This is a genomic window from Nitrosospira sp. Nl5 (genome assembly GCF_900102495.1).
In the GTDB taxonomy this organism is placed as follows: Bacteria; Pseudomonadota; Gammaproteobacteria; order Burkholderiales; family Nitrosomonadaceae; genus Nitrosospira.
Genome location: NZ_FMVQ01000003.1, coordinates 26,886 through 43,579 on the forward strand (window position 1 = coordinate 26,886; position 16,694 = coordinate 43,579).

Annotated in this window: 18 protein-coding genes; 14 read left to right on the forward strand and 4 right to left on the reverse strand. The window is 53.0% G+C overall.

The window, feature by feature from the left end:
• Positions 1 to 34: 34 nt before the first annotated feature.
• The 3 genes from BLP45_RS04190 to BLP45_RS04200 form a co-directional block, all read right to left on the reverse strand.
• Positions 35 to 748, reverse strand: a complete 714-nt coding sequence (locus tag BLP45_RS04190; RefSeq protein WP_090370116.1) for a hypothetical protein — start codon at positions 746 to 748, stop codon at positions 35 to 37.
• 71 nt (positions 749 to 819) lie between these two features.
• On the reverse strand, positions 820 to 1,833 hold the full coding sequence (locus BLP45_RS04195) for a hypothetical protein (protein ID WP_143002392.1): 1,014 nt from the start codon (positions 1,831 to 1,833) through the stop codon (positions 820 to 822).
• A gap of 122 nt (positions 1,834 to 1,955) precedes the next feature.
• Positions 1,956 to 2,924 carry a GNAT family N-acetyltransferase gene (locus BLP45_RS04200; RefSeq protein WP_090370120.1) on the reverse strand — a complete coding sequence of 323 codons (969 nt, stop codon included), beginning with the start codon at positions 2,922 to 2,924 and terminating at the stop codon, positions 1,956 to 1,958.
• A 28-nt stretch (positions 2,925 to 2,952) separates the two neighbouring features.
• Between BLP45_RS04200 and BLP45_RS04205 the strand changes: the two genes are divergently transcribed.
• From BLP45_RS04205 to BLP45_RS04225, 5 genes are all read left to right on the forward strand, one after another.
• Positions 2,953 to 3,219 (forward strand): hypothetical protein, encoded by a 267-nt coding sequence (locus BLP45_RS04205; RefSeq protein ID WP_090370122.1) that lies wholly within the window; start codon positions 2,953 to 2,955, stop codon positions 3,217 to 3,219.
• 383 nt (positions 3,220 to 3,602) lie between these two features.
• Positions 3,603 to 4,883, forward strand: coding sequence for a hypothetical protein (locus tag BLP45_RS04210; protein ID WP_143002393.1), 1,281 nt, complete (start codon positions 3,603 to 3,605; stop codon positions 4,881 to 4,883).
• Between the two features lie 177 nt (positions 4,884 to 5,060).
• On the forward strand, positions 5,061 to 6,407 hold the full coding sequence (locus BLP45_RS04215; protein WP_090370129.1) for a putative O-glycosylation ligase, exosortase A system-associated: 1,347 nt from the start codon (positions 5,061 to 5,063) through the stop codon (positions 6,405 to 6,407).
• A gap of 62 nt (positions 6,408 to 6,469) precedes the next feature.
• A complete protein-coding gene (locus tag BLP45_RS04220) occupies positions 6,470 to 7,492 on the forward strand; it encodes a polysaccharide deacetylase family protein (RefSeq protein WP_090370130.1) in 1,023 nt (340 codons plus the stop codon).
• 176 nt (positions 7,493 to 7,668) lie between these two features.
• Positions 7,669 to 8,130 carry a DUF3565 domain-containing protein gene (locus BLP45_RS04225; protein WP_090370132.1) on the forward strand — a complete coding sequence of 154 codons (462 nt, stop codon included), beginning with the start codon at positions 7,669 to 7,671 and terminating at the stop codon, positions 8,128 to 8,130.
• A 125-nt stretch (positions 8,131 to 8,255) separates the two neighbouring features.
• Here the strand turns inward: BLP45_RS04225 and BLP45_RS04230 are convergent, their stop codons facing one another.
• Positions 8,256 to 9,143, reverse strand: a complete 888-nt coding sequence (locus tag BLP45_RS04230) for a PEP-CTERM sorting domain-containing protein (protein ID WP_090370134.1) — start codon at positions 9,141 to 9,143, stop codon at positions 8,256 to 8,258.
• A gap of 416 nt (positions 9,144 to 9,559) precedes the next feature.
• On the opposite strand from BLP45_RS04230, the gene BLP45_RS04235 reads away from it, so the two are divergent.
• The 9 genes from BLP45_RS04235 (at position 9,560) to BLP45_RS04275 (ending at position 16,504) form a co-directional block, all read left to right on the forward strand.
• Positions 9,560 to 9,973, forward strand: coding sequence for an ATP synthase subunit I (locus tag BLP45_RS04235; protein WP_090370136.1), 414 nt, complete (start codon positions 9,560 to 9,562; stop codon positions 9,971 to 9,973).
• 1 nt (position 9,974) lies between these two features.
• On the forward strand, positions 9,975 to 10,781 hold the full coding sequence (atpB, locus tag BLP45_RS04240; protein ID WP_090370138.1) for a F0F1 ATP synthase subunit A: 807 nt from the start codon (positions 9,975 to 9,977) through the stop codon (positions 10,779 to 10,781).
• Positions 10,782 to 10,852: 71 nt separating this feature from the next.
• Positions 10,853 to 11,125, forward strand: coding sequence for a F0F1 ATP synthase subunit C (atpE, locus tag BLP45_RS04245; protein WP_004180856.1), 273 nt, complete (start codon positions 10,853 to 10,855; stop codon positions 11,123 to 11,125).
• Between the two features lie 37 nt (positions 11,126 to 11,162).
• Positions 11,163 to 11,633, forward strand: coding sequence for a F0F1 ATP synthase subunit B (locus BLP45_RS04250; RefSeq protein WP_090370140.1), 471 nt, complete (start codon positions 11,163 to 11,165; stop codon positions 11,631 to 11,633).
• A gap of 3 nt (positions 11,634 to 11,636) precedes the next feature.
• Positions 11,637 to 12,173: a F0F1 ATP synthase subunit delta gene (locus BLP45_RS04255; protein ID WP_090370143.1), complete on the forward strand. Its 537-nt coding sequence runs from the start codon at positions 11,637 to 11,639 to the stop codon at positions 12,171 to 12,173.
• Positions 12,174 to 12,182: 9 nt separating this feature from the next.
• Positions 12,183 to 13,724 (forward strand): F0F1 ATP synthase subunit alpha, encoded by a 1,542-nt coding sequence (gene atpA / locus BLP45_RS04260; protein ID WP_090370145.1) that lies wholly within the window; start codon positions 12,183 to 12,185, stop codon positions 13,722 to 13,724.
• Positions 13,725 to 13,727: 3 nt separating this feature from the next.
• On the forward strand, positions 13,728 to 14,609 hold the full coding sequence (gene atpG / locus BLP45_RS04265; protein WP_090370147.1) for a F0F1 ATP synthase subunit gamma: 882 nt from the start codon (positions 13,728 to 13,730) through the stop codon (positions 14,607 to 14,609).
• A gap of 29 nt (positions 14,610 to 14,638) precedes the next feature.
• The gene (gene atpD / locus BLP45_RS04270; protein WP_090370149.1) at positions 14,639 to 16,018 is read left to right on the forward strand and encodes a F0F1 ATP synthase subunit beta; all 1,380 of its coding nucleotides are present in this window, start codon (positions 14,639 to 14,641) and stop codon (positions 16,016 to 16,018) included.
• A 66-nt stretch (positions 16,019 to 16,084) separates the two neighbouring features.
• Positions 16,085 to 16,504, forward strand: coding sequence for a F0F1 ATP synthase subunit epsilon (locus tag BLP45_RS04275; RefSeq protein WP_090370152.1), 420 nt, complete (start codon positions 16,085 to 16,087; stop codon positions 16,502 to 16,504).
• The last annotated feature ends 190 nt before the right edge of the window (positions 16,505 to 16,694 follow it).

Below are 16,694 nucleotides of genomic sequence, written 5' to 3' on the forward strand. Positions count from 1 at the left end.
TGCTCTAACCTTTAAGCCCATTCATTTTTTCAACTCAGATATTGCTTTGACTACGGCGATAGTAAATACTCTTGTTTGATGATGGGGGGATGCGGATATATGTAATGTGGCCTAATCGTTTCAACCCAGCCTTGATTATCCCACGTTGAGAAGCGTGATTTTTGTGGTCGGCCATCATGTAAACGCGTTCAACCCCATTCTGGAACTGAAGATTTGATAGAAATCGGATCGCATAAGGATAAATTCCAAGACCACGAAATTTTTCTAATGTAAAACAATTAACAATTTCTACTTCAAGCTCTTCCAGGGCTAACCGCTGGAAAGGCTCCAGCGAATATTGGGCCGCCGTATAAATCCAGCTCATGTGAGCCAGTTCTCCGCCTATGTAGACGCCATACGCGGTGTCGATCCCCCGGTTCGCATGATATAGCCTTGCTTGTTCCCCAAATCTCCCGTCGCAACGAGTAAGGGTAAACAGATCCTCTGGAGACATCTTTCTAATGTCGAGGCCTGGCCGAAATTCCAGAGGTTGCATTTGTTCATGGCTCCAGCCAAACAATACAAACCTGCTAAAGTCAATAAAAGACCCGATAGAGACTCGACTAGTAGGGATCATGCGTTTTAGATTAGCCTTGGCGAGAGTAACGGTCTTTTCTCTGACGTCCTGTATGGTCGGCATAGGGTTGTTTAACGATATGGCGAAGCTTCTGGGAAAACTGATACCCCTTTTTAGAATGGCTGGGTTCATGCACTGGCCTGTGCACCACTGATTGGATTTATATTGTGAACACTCATTCTAGAAGCCATTGGCCTACTCAATTATACCAACGATTTGTCGCCAAGCTCATCAAGGTTAACCCAAGAGCACCCAAGGTCTACTTGCCGCTGAAATTGCGGTGGAATTTCGGCATTCCAGCTAATGGCTCTCAGCCTCCCCTCCGTACATTCGAGTAGTGGAGTTGATGCGAGAAACGATTGCGATGCTGCCGATCCCAGATCGAGCTTTGCACCGACGAAAGATCGTGATCCCTCTATTTGACCGTCCACAAATCTTACTTCAGGAGGTACCATGGTCGCTCCCCACTTGAGTTTGAAATTCAGGGGACCGTCCTTAACAAAGGCGCTGCTTGAGCCCATATTGAATTCCGTGAATTCATTCTCCTGCGCCCATGTTAGAGATCGATAATAGAGAGCGGCTACAATCCCCTTCTTTAGCCACGCGTCGTCTCCATTCCGCCAGCCTAAATTTGCGATTCGAATACTATTTGCTCCCTCTATAGCAAGGAGGATGGCTCCAACCCACTCGTCGTCCAGATGAGCGGCAATAAGAACACCGTTCTGATGGATATGTTGTATATCTTCCCATTTTGAAAAAAATCCGCGCTCCTCATGCCGATTCTGTACCGTTGGGATTAGCATTTGCTGAAAAAACTCATGAAGCGCCTGATCGCTCTTTTTATTCTCAAAACGGTAGTCAAAGCGACGCGCAACCCGCATGGGATGATTAGCTCCCTTGCTCGTGATCAACTCATTAATTGGCTTGCGCAAATCGATAAGGCAATTCACGAACAACGGCATAACATGCCACCCGCGTTTTGCGAATAAAGGCATGGTCCACGGATTTAATGGGCAAAGGGTGATATCAGCAGCCAACGCAGGGGTGCGTTCTCCCAATATCTGAAAAAGCGAGAAGTTGCCCAGGAAGGCAGGCTCTATTGCATGGCCGAACAATTTGTGGGTCCACGAGGCATACTGAGGCCGGTCTCCGAGGTAGAGAATTGAGCCTTCACTTTTACCGTCGGGAAGCTCTGAACGCACACGATATGCAGGCATGCGCCAGTTTCTGAGCGTGTCCTGCAGGCTGACCGAGCCGATGTCTATTTGACGACGAAGATTATCCGGCAAAGCGGCGTGCAAGGGGCGGAGCAAAGACTTAAGTGAGTGCAAACCCAAACCTATCCCTTCCCGGAAATAAAAAGCCGCCGCAGCAGGCAGGAAGCAACACTTGCCGGCCTGAACCTTGCAGCCTCAAGATTAATTCTTTCAGTTGCCGTTCCGAAGCCGGTTTTGAATTTGACCAACCCCGATTCCGGATCCGGATCGTCGGTGCCTCCCAGATTGAATACCTCCTTTCCTTCATCTCGCAGCGTACAGGCAATTTCATGAATAAGAAAATGGGCTGCACCGCAGTCCATACCCTCCGGGCTGGTGCCCTGAGTGTGACTGTATCCCGCCTTTTCGGCCAACAGTATAAAGTTAGAGGAAACCACCTGACCGCCTAGAACCGCCTGAAAAATCTCTGCTGCGCCGGAATCGACCAGCTGATGCAGGCTTTCCACGGGCGCCGTCGTCGTTACATTCTCTCCGCGCTCCTGTCGTCGCTGCATGGAGGCGCTGATTAGGCGCGCGTGCGCATCGGCCGCTTGCCGGTTGCGCACACGTTGCATTTCCACCCCCATTTTCTTCGCACGCTTGACTCTGTAAGCATGTCCTTTCGACATTTTTTTCAAGAAGTCGGAATGGCTTAACTTCAGCACATACTCCCAACGCGCCTTGCGGCTTTCTTCATGATGTAGTGGCGGAATTACGCCACCTTCCGAGCAAAAGCTATTCACTGACAAGTCAGAGACACCTTTCAAACGGCAGAAATCCATGATCCCTTTCCAGAAGGATCCATTCGCTGGAAGATCTGGCGCGGAGGGGATTTCCAGCGAGCATCTCATCCGTCCGCTCTTCATGAATGCGGGGCAGTATACGTCTGATCCGGCAGGGTCGCCATTGATCAGAATCCATGGCGTAAATCCCTGCGCACGTCGAAAGGCAAAATATTCGGGAGTATAAAACGGGTTTGCCGGATTTAAAGCGGCAATCTCCCGGACCAGTACCGATGTCATGCCAGGTTCAACTCTGAATATTCCGGTCATTTCAACCTAAATCCGGCAGTTGGACGGGATGAAGTGGGCGGTTTTTGGGGTGCAGGGCAAGGCGCAACGACGCGGAATGCGACTGCGCAGGGCGGAGCAGTGCCTTCCGCAGGAAGGTGCGACCCCGAAGTGGGATGCGGGCACCCCTGAATGCGAGGGCGGTCGCGGCATCCCTACGCTGCCCGATCCCCGCTTCGCGGTGCCCCTCATGCCACGCTTCGGGGCGCCGTTCCATTCCAAGACGTTGCGAACAACGCAGCCATGTGCCGCAAAAACTGTGCAATTCGCCCCGTAGCGCCTCACCCCGGAAGGTGAGCGTCAAATAATCCAGAACATCGTTATTTATCACAACATTGATCTATTAAATGAGCAGCCAACTACCGGATTTAGGTTCGATCTGCTTTTCAATTATTTATTTGTCTCCTCAAGCTAAGAGTGCCATATGGATATATTATTTTCGTGTTGGCAGGAAACAATAAAAAGCAGGTTCAGCTTTTTATTGTTCTTGAAGGATTTGCAATGCCTCAAGAATTAACCACAGGTTACGAGCATACAAAATGTGGAGAAGTCGAACCAGATTACGGTACATCGCAAGCGATATCGTGTCAAGGCGACCAAAGTACGGGATGCGCGGCAAACAAGCCGTGTTATGATTTTACGCCAAATGGACATGACAGAATGAAATTCACCTCGATGGCGCGCATCGCGCGGGACAAGTGTTTCGGCGTAGGGTGGCGCCAGAACTACTGGGACGCCAGAACATTGGCGAGCGAGATTGCGCGGCTGTTCACCCCGGACAATCGGGTTTTCAAGCAGCTGGCAATACGGGACTATTGGCGCTACCTGACGCGCACGACTTGCCCAAAGCAGGGTGAAACCGCCCTTCGAGCCCATGCAGCAGTGCAATGGCTGCTGCGTGCGCAGCAGGCGGCGCAGGACGACGGCGTGCCGCTGGGGTATTTTCCATGCCGCGGCGAGCCAAACGGATGGACGGCTTCATATCCAGAAACCACCGGCTATATCATTACGTCGCTTCTTGCGTATGCCGAATGTTTCGCTGACTCTGCTGCGCGTGACGCGGCGCTGTCGATGGCCCGCTGGGAGATCACAATTCAAATGCCATCGGGAGCGGTTCAGGGCGGGCCGGTTTCCGAGCCGGCCCGGCAGACGGCTGCGGCATTCAATACCGGTATGGTGCTCGACGGATGGTGTTCCGCGTTCCGTGCGACCGGCGCTGCGGAATTCCTGGAAGCAGGGCGCCGTGCCGCCGATTTTCTGGTTGCGGATCTGGATGAAAATGGCTATTTCCGTACCAACGGAGCGTATGTCAGCGCAGGTGAGATCAAGACGTATACCTGTCTTTGCGCGTGGGCGATGTATCGGTTCGGAGAAATTGCGGGCGAGAGTCGTTGTCTGGACGCTGCAATCAAGGTAATCGAGGCGGCATCGAGCCAGCAGCGCTCGAACGGCTGGTTCGCGCACAACTGCCTGACGCAATCAGCCGCACCGCTCACGCATACAATAGGATATACATTGCAGGGTGTACTGGAAGTCGGTGCAGCGTCGCAGCGACCGGATTTCATGACGGCTGCAAGAATGGGCGCTGACCCGTTGATTGAGCGCGTCGACCGCCACGGATTGCTGGCTGGACGCTTCTATTCGGACTGGGAGCCGGCGGCATTATCATCCTGCCTTACCGGCAACGCCCAGATTGCGATTGTCTGCTACCGTCTTTTTGAATTGACGGGTACGGCCAAATATAAACAAGCTGCGGACGCATTGGTCGACGCATTGAAGGTATTGCAGATACTGGAATCACCGAACCCTGCACTCAATGGCGCGATCGCGGGTTCGTTTCCGCTGTTTGGCGGATATATGCGGGCGGGTTACCCGAACTGGGCAACCAAGTATTTCATCGATGCGCTACTACTGCAACACCGGCTCACTCGACGAACATAGCATCCGCTAATAGCTTATTCGTTTCATGCAGATTATTTGCGGTTGGCGCTATAATTCCCGCTGACGCTATTTTTGGCAGTTTTTTAGGCGGTTTGCCTCGGGAGTCTTCGTTTTTTCTGTTAGCTTTTTTCCTCTGCACAGCGGGTTCGATTTCCCATATGAAAACCGATTAGAGCCATGAGAGACATCCTCGTCACTTTGATTGTCTTCGGTTCTTTGCCCTTCATTTTCAAGAGGCCGTACATCGGTGTACTGATGTGGGTGTGGATCAGCGTCATGAATCCTCATACTCAAGGGTGGGGATTCGCCACTTCATTTCCATTTGCCGCGATTATTGCCGCAGTAACAATGGCGAGCCTTCTTTTTACCAAGGAGTCAAAAAACCTCCCCCTTACCCCAGTAACCTTGGTTCTCATCGCTTTTGTGTTGTGGATGAATGTGAGCACGGTCTTTGCTTTTCATCCGGAAGAAACATTTATCCAGTGGCAGAAGGTGATGAAAATCATGCTCATGACTTTCGTCACCCTCATGCTCATAAAAACAAAGCAACAGATACACCTTTTGGTCGTGGTAGTGATCATTTCTCTCGCGTTCTACGGGGTCAAAGGCGGGATTTTCACTATAAAAAGCGGGGGAGTGGATTTAGTCTGGGGGCCGGCCGGTACCTTCATCCAGGGTAACAACGAGCTTGCTCTTGCGCTCATCATGACCATTCCGCTCATGCACTATTTGCAAATGATTTACCGCAATATGTGGGTACGCCACGGTCTCACAATCGCGATGCTTCTTTGTGCAGCAGCAGCTTTTGGAAGCCATTCACGGGGAGCGCTGCTAGCTATTGCAGCAATGAGCGCATTCCTATGGCTAAAAAGCCGTCAAAAAGTCTCCCTTGGATTGCTGCTCGTTCTTGCTATTCCGCTGCTGGTTACGTTCATGCCCGAAAAGTGGTCAGAAAGAATGGACAGTATCAACACTTATGAAATGGATGGCTCGGTCCAGGGACGCTTCAATGCCTGGTGGATGGCCTTCAATCTGGCTAGTGACTATCCACTGACCGGCGGAGGCTTCGAAGTCACGACACGTGAACTTTTCAACCGCTATGCTCCCGATATTCTGGATATTCCCCGTGCCGCCCACAGCATTTATTTCCAAGCACTTGGAGAGCATGGTTTTGTTGGTTTGGCGTTATATCTTTTGCTTGGCATCGTCACATGGAAGACGGGATCATGGATTATCCGCAATACAGCCAATATGGAAGAATACCGGTGGGCTTCCAATTTGGCTACCATGATCCAGGTAAGCCTGGTGGGTTTTGCCACCGGTGGCGCCTTCCTCAGCCTGCTTTATTTCGACGTGCCGTATTATCTGATGTCGGCAATGGTGGCCACACGCGTTCTCGTCGAAAAAGAGCTGAAGGAGAAGGCTGTGTCTGTAAGTAATGAAAAGGGCAAAGGATCCCAGCGACAGTTTGGAAAATTAAATCCCCCAGGACCGGCATCCATTATCAGGAAATCAAGCGAATAGAATGGGCGTCAAAACGGGTTATCCCTTCATGTACTGTATGGCAGCGCTTCCGGATAGTGTGTATGGCAGGGCATGAATCCGGTTATTTGAAAAGCTCGGTTAAACCTGCGGAAGCCTGGACTTTATTGCCGAGCCTCGCACTGCTGCACCTCTGTTCCCCAGGGGGGTTGCGCAGCCGCCTGTCGATATTGATGTATCACCGCGTATTGCCGCAGCCGGATCCCTTGTTTCCGGGAGAGGGAGATGTGGAAACCTTCCATGTTCAAATAAGGAATCTTGCAGCCTGCTTCAGAATAATTCCTCTTCTTGATGCGGTGCGGGGCCTGCGCCAAGGTAAGCTGCCACCCCGTGCGGCGTGTATCACCTTCGATGACGGCTATGCGGACAACGCAGAAATCGCCCTGCCGATCCTGCAAAAATATGGGATACCTGCAACGTTTTTCGTGGCGACAGGTTTCCTTAATGGCGGGCGGATGTGGAATGACACCGTGATCGAATTGATCCGCCGGGCTCCCGGAGATATCCTTGATCTCGCCAAGGTAGGTCTGGGTCAATTCGAGATCGGGACTATGCCTAAACGCCGCCAAGCTCTTCATTGCGTGCTGGGAAAGCTCAAGTACTTGCCCCTGGATTCAAGGCGATCACGGGTGGAAGCAATGCGTGCTCTCATTCCCGTGATTCTCCCCAGTAATCTCATGATGACTTCGGAGCAGATCAGCATCCTGCACAATGCGGGGATGGAGATCGGCGGGCATACTGCTAATCATCCTATCCTTGCGCGTATGGAAAATGATGCGGCTCGCGCCGAAATTGCTGATGGGAAGGAGATGCTGGAGGGGATAATTCGCGCCCCAGTGCGGCTTTTCGCTTACCCAAACGGAAAACCGGGAAGCGACTACCTGCTGGATCACGTCAAAATGGTCAAGGATCTGGGTTTTGACGCGGCGGTTTCAACCGCTCATGGCGCCGCCAGGATGAGTAGTGACGTATTCCAGCTCCCGCGATTTACTCCTTGGGATCGAGGGCAGCTACGTTTCACGCTTCGCATGGCTCAAAACATGCTTGGGGGCGTAGAAACGGTTTAGGCATCGAAAATTCGATCCGTTACGGTGGAAAGCGCCAATAGATGGGTTAATTCTCGGCTCCGGGAATAGATAAAAATGTTATTCTGTCGATAACTCAGGGCTTTATCGCAATATGACCCTAGCAACTTATCACCGAGCGACGCCCCGTATTTTTTAACGACTTTTTACTTCAAGCTATGGAACGCCCGATTACAGGATTTGAATTCGATAGTGAGGGAGATCCGGTAGCGGTTCTCAATTGTGGGCATTTGCAGCACGTGCGGCATAATCCCCCATTTATCAATCGTCCCTGGGTGACTACCGAGGAGGGTCGCAACAGTATGCTCGGGGAGATGCTCAACTGTGTGCGATGCGATAAATTCGAGCTGCCTGATCATTTCGTGGCGTATAAGCGCACGCCCGACTTCACCGAGGAATCGTTACCGGTCGCCTTGAGAAAAGACCACTCGACAAGAAGCGGTGTCTGGGCAAAAATCATCGTGGGAGAAGGGAGGGTCCGCTACCGCGTCCCGACTCTGGAAGCGGACATGGAATTATCCCCGGAAAAGATTGGAGTTGTCGTGCCGGAAGTTCCGCACAATGTGGAGCCTTTGGGCTCCACCCGTTTTTTTGTCGAATTCTACAGGGCGCCTGTTTAGAATATTGATATCAATGGCTGGAAGGAGAACGCGGCGCTGAGTTGTCCGCTGTTTTATGTGCGTCCCATCAGCAAAAATGCTGCGTATCCGCTTTTGACGAAAAGCGGGGATTGGGTCAATTTAGGTTAAGGAATTAACATTTTTCCGGGTTTGATTACCACAGGGGAGGATGTGGCAATAGCGACGGACATGCCAGGTCTTGAACTTGAGTCGACAATTGGCGCATAGCCGTCGACTGGAAGAAAAAACGCATGAAATGAAATACCCCACCCTGAAAGCCCTTTCGACGTAAGTCCGGCATTGAGCGCGTGGCTCGCCTGCAGTGGATTAATGATGGGGTTTTGCTCCGCGCCGGCGTAACTCACAACCCCGTCGAGTTCGCTGTGCAGGAAAGAGTCGACATTCGTCCACCAAAAAGATCCCGGATGCTCTCCATCCAGAAACGAGACAATTCCAAGCCCATCGCCACGTGCCGCCCAGTTGACGGCGTTCACCAAATGTCCCAAAGCGCCATCCCAACAATCCGGCGAGATTAGCACGGGAGCGCATTTGCCGCCGCCATCCAGCGCATCCGGATCGTATGGAATATTTCCCGTATTCCCCCGAATGGCGTGAAAATCAGAATCGGCGGTGGTAATGAAGGTTCGATCGCCACGAGCAGCTTTTATCTCCGCCTTATTCTCCAGAATGCCGCTGTAATCCGGTATTGCGAGTGGGCCACCCGGTGCGCCGGTAAGAAAAGCTTCTCCGCTTTCAATTACCAGGACATCAAACGCAGCGAGATCCGGCACTGCGCTGCCCGCTTCCCAGTAAGTCAGGTTCCAACTCGATCCGCCGCTTTGCGGAAGTGTAGGCACGATGCTGGCCAGTTGAGAAATTTTCTGCCGGTATTCGGAAGCCGGATCAGCATAGGTATACCACAATACCTTGATAGGAGCTGTTTGTGCCAGCGAAGTAAAGCTTAAGCACGCGATTAACGCGGCAAGCAAAATCCAGGTATGAACATTTTTCATCCTAATTTTCCATCATTTTCAGCACTGCAAAACGACGTTAACAGCCAACACTGGTCGCGCCTCGACATTGCCGTGCGGCCTGGACAGACAATACGAAATTTACTATATCGCGTTTGACTGATTTCCATGCTCATAGTTTTCCGCCGTATTGCGGATACCTGCCATCCGTCGTGCGTTGTTGATAACCGCCGCCGGGATTCCTTGAAACCGGGGAAGACTTTCCATTGACTGGCGCGCTCAAGCAGATTAAAATCCGCGTGTTTTGAAATTCAGTCAGCGCTAACTCGGATAGCGCTGGATTTTACTGTTTCGGCATGGCCTAAAAAGAAGAACCCGGAGAGGGGCGCCGGCTGGGATGAAAATTTAGATATTCTGCTAGTGTCAACCCCGGCCGCCTTCTGACAAACGCCAAAATTATGCCCTGGATACGAAACAAGCCCGTGCGCATCGTTATGCGCTGGCAACTGATCGTCACATTGGCGATGATGTCGACGCTTGGGCTGCTGTGGGGATTTCACGGCGCGGCTTCCGCATTGTTGGGAGGCGTGGTCAGTATTATTTCCGCTGCCGCTTTTGCGGCGATTATCTCGCGGTACCACGGCTCTACCATGAGCGGTGCGCTGATCACAGCGCTGAAAGCGGAAGCGGTAAAGGTGATTGTCATGATTATCCTGCTGTGGCTTGTTTTGACGCTTTATAAAGATGTTGTCGCGGTTGGATTTATCGGAACATTTGCGGTGACTGTCTTGATTTTCGGCATGGCTTTATTTGTAACCGATGATACAAAGACCGAAAGACCACTTGAATTGAATAGTTTGAATAGGCAATAAAATGGCATCAGGCGCGGAACTCACCCCAACCTCATACATGGCTCACCACCTGACCAACCTGACCAGCTCATTGGGTGAAGGTCCGTTCTGGACGCTGCATATCGACACGCTGGCAATGTCGGTGCTGCTGGGTATCATCAGTTTCGGCTTCCTGTGGTGGGTGGTGCGCGGCGCGACATCGGGGGTTCCCGGCAAGCGCCAGGCATTTGTCGAGCTGGCTATCGAATTCATTGACGAGCAGGTCAAAAGTACCTTCCATGGGGACCGCCACGCGTTTGTCGCGCCTGCCGCGCTGACCGTGTTTGTGTGGGTACTGATGATGAACACAATGGATCTTCTGCCCATAGATATTATGGCCGCGGTCTATGAACTGCTGGGTATCCACAATTGGCGCAGTGTGCCGACCACTGACATCAACACCACCTTTGCCCTGGCGCTCTCAATATGGTTGCTGATGATTTTTTTCAACATAAAGGTCAAGGGGCTGGGCGGCTGGATCCATGAACTGGTTTGCACCCCATTCGGCAAGAATCCCCTATTGTGGCCAGTCAACATCCTCTTCAATGTAGTCGAATACGTTTCCAAGCCACTTTCCCACTCCTTGCGTCTTTACGGGAACATCTACGCCGGCGAGATAATTTTCCTGCTGATCGGCATGTGGGCGGCCACCGGCCTCGTTGGCACCTTATTCGGCACGATGCTTGGGGCAGGATGGGCCATATTCCATATTTTGATCGTCACATTGCAAGCGTTTATTTTCATGATGCTGACAGTGGTTTATCTTTCCATGGCGCATGAGTCGCACTGATTTTTGCCTGCCTGCCGGTCACAAAACTACGACAAAGCTACTATTTATTACCACGACGAGAGGAAACTGAGATGGACAATTTGCAATACTTGGCGATGATTCAGGCATATACAGGCATTGGCATCGGCCTGATGATCGGTCTCGGCGCTGCCGGCGCCTGTATCGGTATCGGTATCATGTGCAGCAGCTTCCTTGAAGGTGCAGCACGTCAGCCGGAAATGATTCCGACACTACAAGGCAAAGTGTTCCTGCTACTCGGGTTGATCGACGCGTCCTTTATTATCGGCGTTGGCCTGGCGATGCTCTTTGCATTCGGCAATCCGCTCCTGGCTGTCATCAAATAATAATGCCTGCTCTCGGTGCCATTATCGGAGGCTAGCCATGAATATCAACTTTACCCTTATTTCCCAGGCAATGGCGTTTGCCATATTTATCTGGTTCACGGTCAAGTTTGTCTGGCCACCATTGATGCGTGCGATAGAAAACCGGCAGAAAACGATCGCCGACGGTCTGGCCGCAGGAGAACGCGGCAAACACGAACTGGAGCTGGCCAGCCATCGTTCCGCCGATGTGGTGAAGGAAGCCAAGCAGCGGGCGGCCGACATTATCGTCCAAGCGGAAAAGCGCGCTTCCCAAATTATCGAGGAAGCGAAAGTGGCTGCGCAGGACGAAGGCAAGCGTATTCTCGTCGGCGCCAAGGCAGAGGTCGAGCAGGAGGTATTTCGCGCCAGGGAAACATTGCGTCAACACGTGGCGGATCTGGCCGTGGCAGGTGCTGCAAAAATCCTGCATCGCGAAGTGGATGCCAAGACGCACGCCGATTTGCTCACATCCATCAAAGCGGAGCTTTAGACGATGGCTGAAGCCCGTACGATCGCACGGCCCTACGCTGAGGCGGTCTTCAGGTTGGCCCGAGCGAATGATGCGCTGCCCGCGTGGTCCGGCATGCTGCAACTTGCGGCGGTGATCGCTGCTGATGAAAGCATTCGTGCGCTCATCGGTAACCCAAAAGTATCAAGCAGGCGCTTGGGCGAGTTGCTTCTCGGCATATGCGGTGACAAGCTCAACGACGAAGGCCGCAATTTTGTTTTGCTGCTGGCGGAAAATGGCCGGCTCCAGGTATTGCCTGAAGTGAGCGAGTTGTTCGAGCAGCTCAAGACCCAGCATGAAGGTGTTCTGGGAGCCAAGATCACTTCAGCATTTGCCATGAATGATGCGCAATTGAAAGATCTGGTCGCCAACCTTGAAGTCAAGTTCAAGCGCAAAATAGAAGCCAAGGTAAGTATCGATCCGGAATTGATAGGTGGAGTGAAAGTTGAAATCGGCGACGAAGTGCTCGACGCGTCCGTGCGCGGCAAACTGGAAGCCATGGCTGTTGCCCTTAAAAGCTAGGAGTTATAAATGCAGTTAAATCCATCCGAAATCAGTGAACTGATTAAAAGCAGAATTGAGGGACTTGCCACCTCCGCGGAAGTCCGCACCCAAGGCACCATCGTTTCCGTGACAGACGGCATCGTGCGTGTCCATGGCCTTTCCGATGTGATGCAGGGAGAAATGCTGGAATTCCCCGGCAATACATTCGGTCTCGCACTTAATCTCGAGCGCGACTCAGTTGGCGCGGTGATTATGGGGTCATACGAGCATATTACCGAAGGCGATACCGTCAAATGTACGGGGCGTATCCTGGAGGTTCCAGTCGGTGAAGAGTTGCTGGGCCGGGTAGTCAATGCGCTTGGGCAACCGATCGACGGCAAGGGCCCGATAACGACCCAGCGCTCCGAGCCGATCGAAAAAATCGCACCAGGGGTCATATGGCGCCAGTCCGTGAACCAGCCGGTGCAGACCGGGCTCAAATCGATTGATGCCATGGTTCCCGTTGGGCGTGGCCAGCGGGAATTAATCATCGGCGATCGCCAGACAGGCAAGACGGCGGTGGCGATAGACGCGATCATCAACCAGAAGGGCGAGAACATGGTTTGCATCTACGTCGCGATCGGGCAGAAAGCCTCATCCATCGCCAACGTAGTGCGCAAGCTGGAAGAGCATGGGGCAATGGGCTATACGATCGTGGTGGCGGCTACCGCCTCGGAATCGGCGGCGATGCAATTTATCGCACCTTATTCCGGATGCACCATGGGCGAATATTTTCGCGATAAGGGCGAAGATGCCCTCATTATTTATGACGATCTGACCAAGCAGGCATGGGCCTACCGCCAGATTTCACTACTCCTGCGACGCCCTCCCGGGCGGGAAGCTTATCCCGGGGACGTGTTTTACCTGCACTCACGGTTGCTGGAACGTGCTGCGCGAGTCAGCGCGGCCTACGTGGAGAAAGCTACCAATGGAGCGGTTAAAGGTAAAACGGGCTCGCTTACCGCGCTTCCGGTGATCGAGACTCAAGCAGGCGATGTAACCGCCTTCGTTCCCACCAATGTGATTTCGATTACCGACGGCCAGATTTTTCTGGAAACCGATTTGTTCAATGCTGGTATCCGTCCCGCGATCAATGCGGGGGTATCGGTGTCGCGGGTGGGTGGCGCTGCCCAGACAAAGGTTATCAAAAAACTTGGCGGCGGGGTACGCCTTGCATTGGCACAATATCGCGAGCTTGCGGCATTCGCACAATTCGCCTCTGATCTTGATGAGGCTACCCGCAAGCAACTGGAACGCGGCAAAATGGTGACGGAGTTGATGAAGCAGGCGCAGTATGCCACCTTGAGCGTATCTGAAATGGCGCTTACGCTGTTCGCCGTCAACAAGGGGTATCTGGACGATGTTGAAGTCAAGCGTGCGCTGGCGTTCGAGTCGGCGTTGAAAGGTTACATACGCGGCAAGTATGGCGCCATCATGGAAAAAATAGAAACCACCAAAGACCTCGACGCAGCCACCGAGAAAGAACTCGATGCCGCGATTCAGGATTTCAAGAAGAACGGAACGTACTAACCGATGGCTGGCAGTAGAGAAATACGTAACAAGATCAAAAGCGTAAAAAACACGCAGAAGATCACGCGTGCCATGGAAATGGTGGCGGCCTCCAAAATGCGCAAGGCGCAGGAGCGCATGAAAAAGGCACGCCCCTATGGCGAAAAAATACGGAACGTCGCCGCGCACATGAGCCGGGCGAACACCGAATACCGTCATCCGTTTCTGATAGAGCGGGATACGGTCAAGCGTATCGGCATTGTCGTGGTGACGTCCGACAAAGGTTTGTGCGGTGGACTCAATACCAACGTGCTGCGCATGGCGGTGGGCAAAATGAAAGCGTGGGAAGCTGAGGGTGAACAGATCGAGTCGTGCTGTATCGGCAACAAGGGTTTTGGATTTATGAACCGGTTTGGCGCCAATGTAGTCTCGCATGTTATCGGCCTGGGAGATACGCCGGATCTGGAGAAACTGATCGGCGCGGTAAAGATCATGCTGGACGGATACACGCAGGATCGCTTCGATCGCGTGTATATTTTTTACACCCGCTTTATCAATACGATGAAACAGGAACCAGTGATGGAGCAGTTGCTCCCGCTCTCCGATGAACGCCTCAGAGGAGGCGAAGGCCCCAAGGGGCAGCGAGGCGTGTGGGACTATATTTACGAGCCCGAGGCCAAGCCGGTGATTGACGACATCATGGTACGGTACGTGGAGGCGCTGATTTACCAGGCATTGACGGAAAATATGGCATCCGAACAATCGGCGAGAATGGTCGCAATGAAGGCCGCGTCGGATAACGCCGGTAATGTGATAGACGAACTGACGTTGATTTACAATAAATCACGCCAGGCCTCCATTACCAAGGAATTGTCGGAAATCGTGGGCGGTGCGGCAGCGGTTTAAATATTTTGATTCAGCAATTAGGGAACAACATGAGCCAAGGAAAAATTGTTCAGTGTATCGGCGCAGTGGTGGACGTCGAGTTTGCACGCGAAGCGATGCCAAAAGTGTATGACGCACTGGTCCTGGAGGGGACGGAGTTGACCCTCGAGGTGCAGCAGCAGTTGGGCGACGGTGTGGTACGTACGATTGCGCTTGGATCGTCGGATGGACTCCGCCGCGGCATGATGGTCACCAACACCGGCGACCAGATCCTGGTGCCGGTCGGCACCAAGACGCTGGGTCGCATCATGGACGTGCTGGGAAGGCCAATTGACGAGATGGGCCCCATCGGCGCGGAAAAGAACATGTCCATACACCGGAAAGCGCCGGCATTCGACGAGCTGTCCGCGTCTACCGAGTTGCTGGAGACCGGTATCAAGGTGATCGATTTAGTCTGTCCCTTTGCCAAGGGCGGCAAGGTAGGGCTGTTTGGCGGCGCGGGCGTGGGCAAGACCGTGAACATGATGGAATTGATCCGTAACATCGCCATTGAGCACAGTGGCTTTTCGGTATTTGCCGGTGTGGGCGAGCGAACCCGGGAAGGGAACGATTTCTACCACGAAATGAAAGAATCCAATGTGCTGGACAAAGTGGCGCTGGTTTATGGTCAAATGAACGAGCCGCCCGGTAACCGGTTGCGCGTGGCACTGACCGGCCTCACCATGGCGGAATTCTTTCGCGACGAAGGCCGCGACGTATTGCTGTTTGTAGACAATATCTACCGGTTTACCCTGGCGGGTACCGAGGTATCGGCACTGCTTGGCCGGATGCCGTCCGCGGTGGGTTACCAGCCGACGCTGGCAGAGGAAATGGGGCGTCTGCAGGAGCGCATCACTTCGACCAAATCCGGTTCCATCACCTCGATCCAGGCCGTCTATGTCCCAGCGGATGATTTGACCGATCCATCGCCTGCCACGACTTTCGGCCACTTGGATGCGACCGTCGTGCTATCGCGCGACATCGCCTCGCTTGGGATATATCCAGCGGTGGACCCGCTCGATTCCACCTCGCGTCAGCTCGATCCCCTGGTGGTTGGCGAAGAGCACTACAATACCGCGCGCGATGTGCAGCAGACTCTGCAGCGCTACAAGGAGTTGCGCGACATCATCGCGATCCTGGGAATGGATGAGCTGTCTCCCGAAGATAAGCTGGCGGTGGCGCGCGCACGCAAGATTCAGCGCTTTCTTTCGCAGCCCTTTAATGTGGCGGAAGTATTCACCGGCTCGCCGGGCAAATATGTGTCGCTGAAAGAAACCATTAAAGGTTTTAAAGGCATCGTCGCGGGTGATTATGATCACCTGCCGGAGCAGGCATTCTACATGGTCGGCGGGATAGATGAAGCGGTCGAGAAAGCCAAAACCTTACAATAGAAATGTTTCATAAACTGGCTTTGTAAACATACATAAGCCATCGATCAATCGGTAATGGAAAGAAAAATGGGCGTGTTTCACGTGGATATTGTCAGCGCGGAGGAATCCATCTATTCCGGCCCCGCTGAGTTCCTGGTGGCTCCGGCGGAAGCGGGCGAGGTTGGCATTTATCCGCAGCATACGCCCATGCTGACCCGAATCAAGCCGGGTTCGGTACGCATCAAGGCGCCGCTGCAGGACGAGGAATTAGTCTACGTTTCGGGCGGCATGCTGGAAATACAGCCGGACGTGGTAACCATCCTTGCCGACACCGCCGTGCGCGGTGCAAATCTTGACGAGCTGAAAGCCATTGAAGCCAAGAAACGGGCGGAAGAAGCGCTGAAAGACCGATCCTCCGCGATGGACTATGCCAGAGCGCAGGCCGAACTCAGCCAGGCTATTGCACAATTGGCGGCAATTCAGAAACTGCGAAAACGCGGGCATTGACCCCCGTATCCGGTTTCTCGTAAAGGCGGCCGTGGCCGCCTTTTTTGTTGGTCGGAACAAGCCGCGCAGGGAGAACCTTCCGGCTACGGATGCAGCCTCCGCATCTGCCGGTATGGCGTTTGTACTGCTTGCTCGCAGATCAATAACTTGGATTTTGAAGGCGCCATGTGATAAATTAGCCTTATTCAAT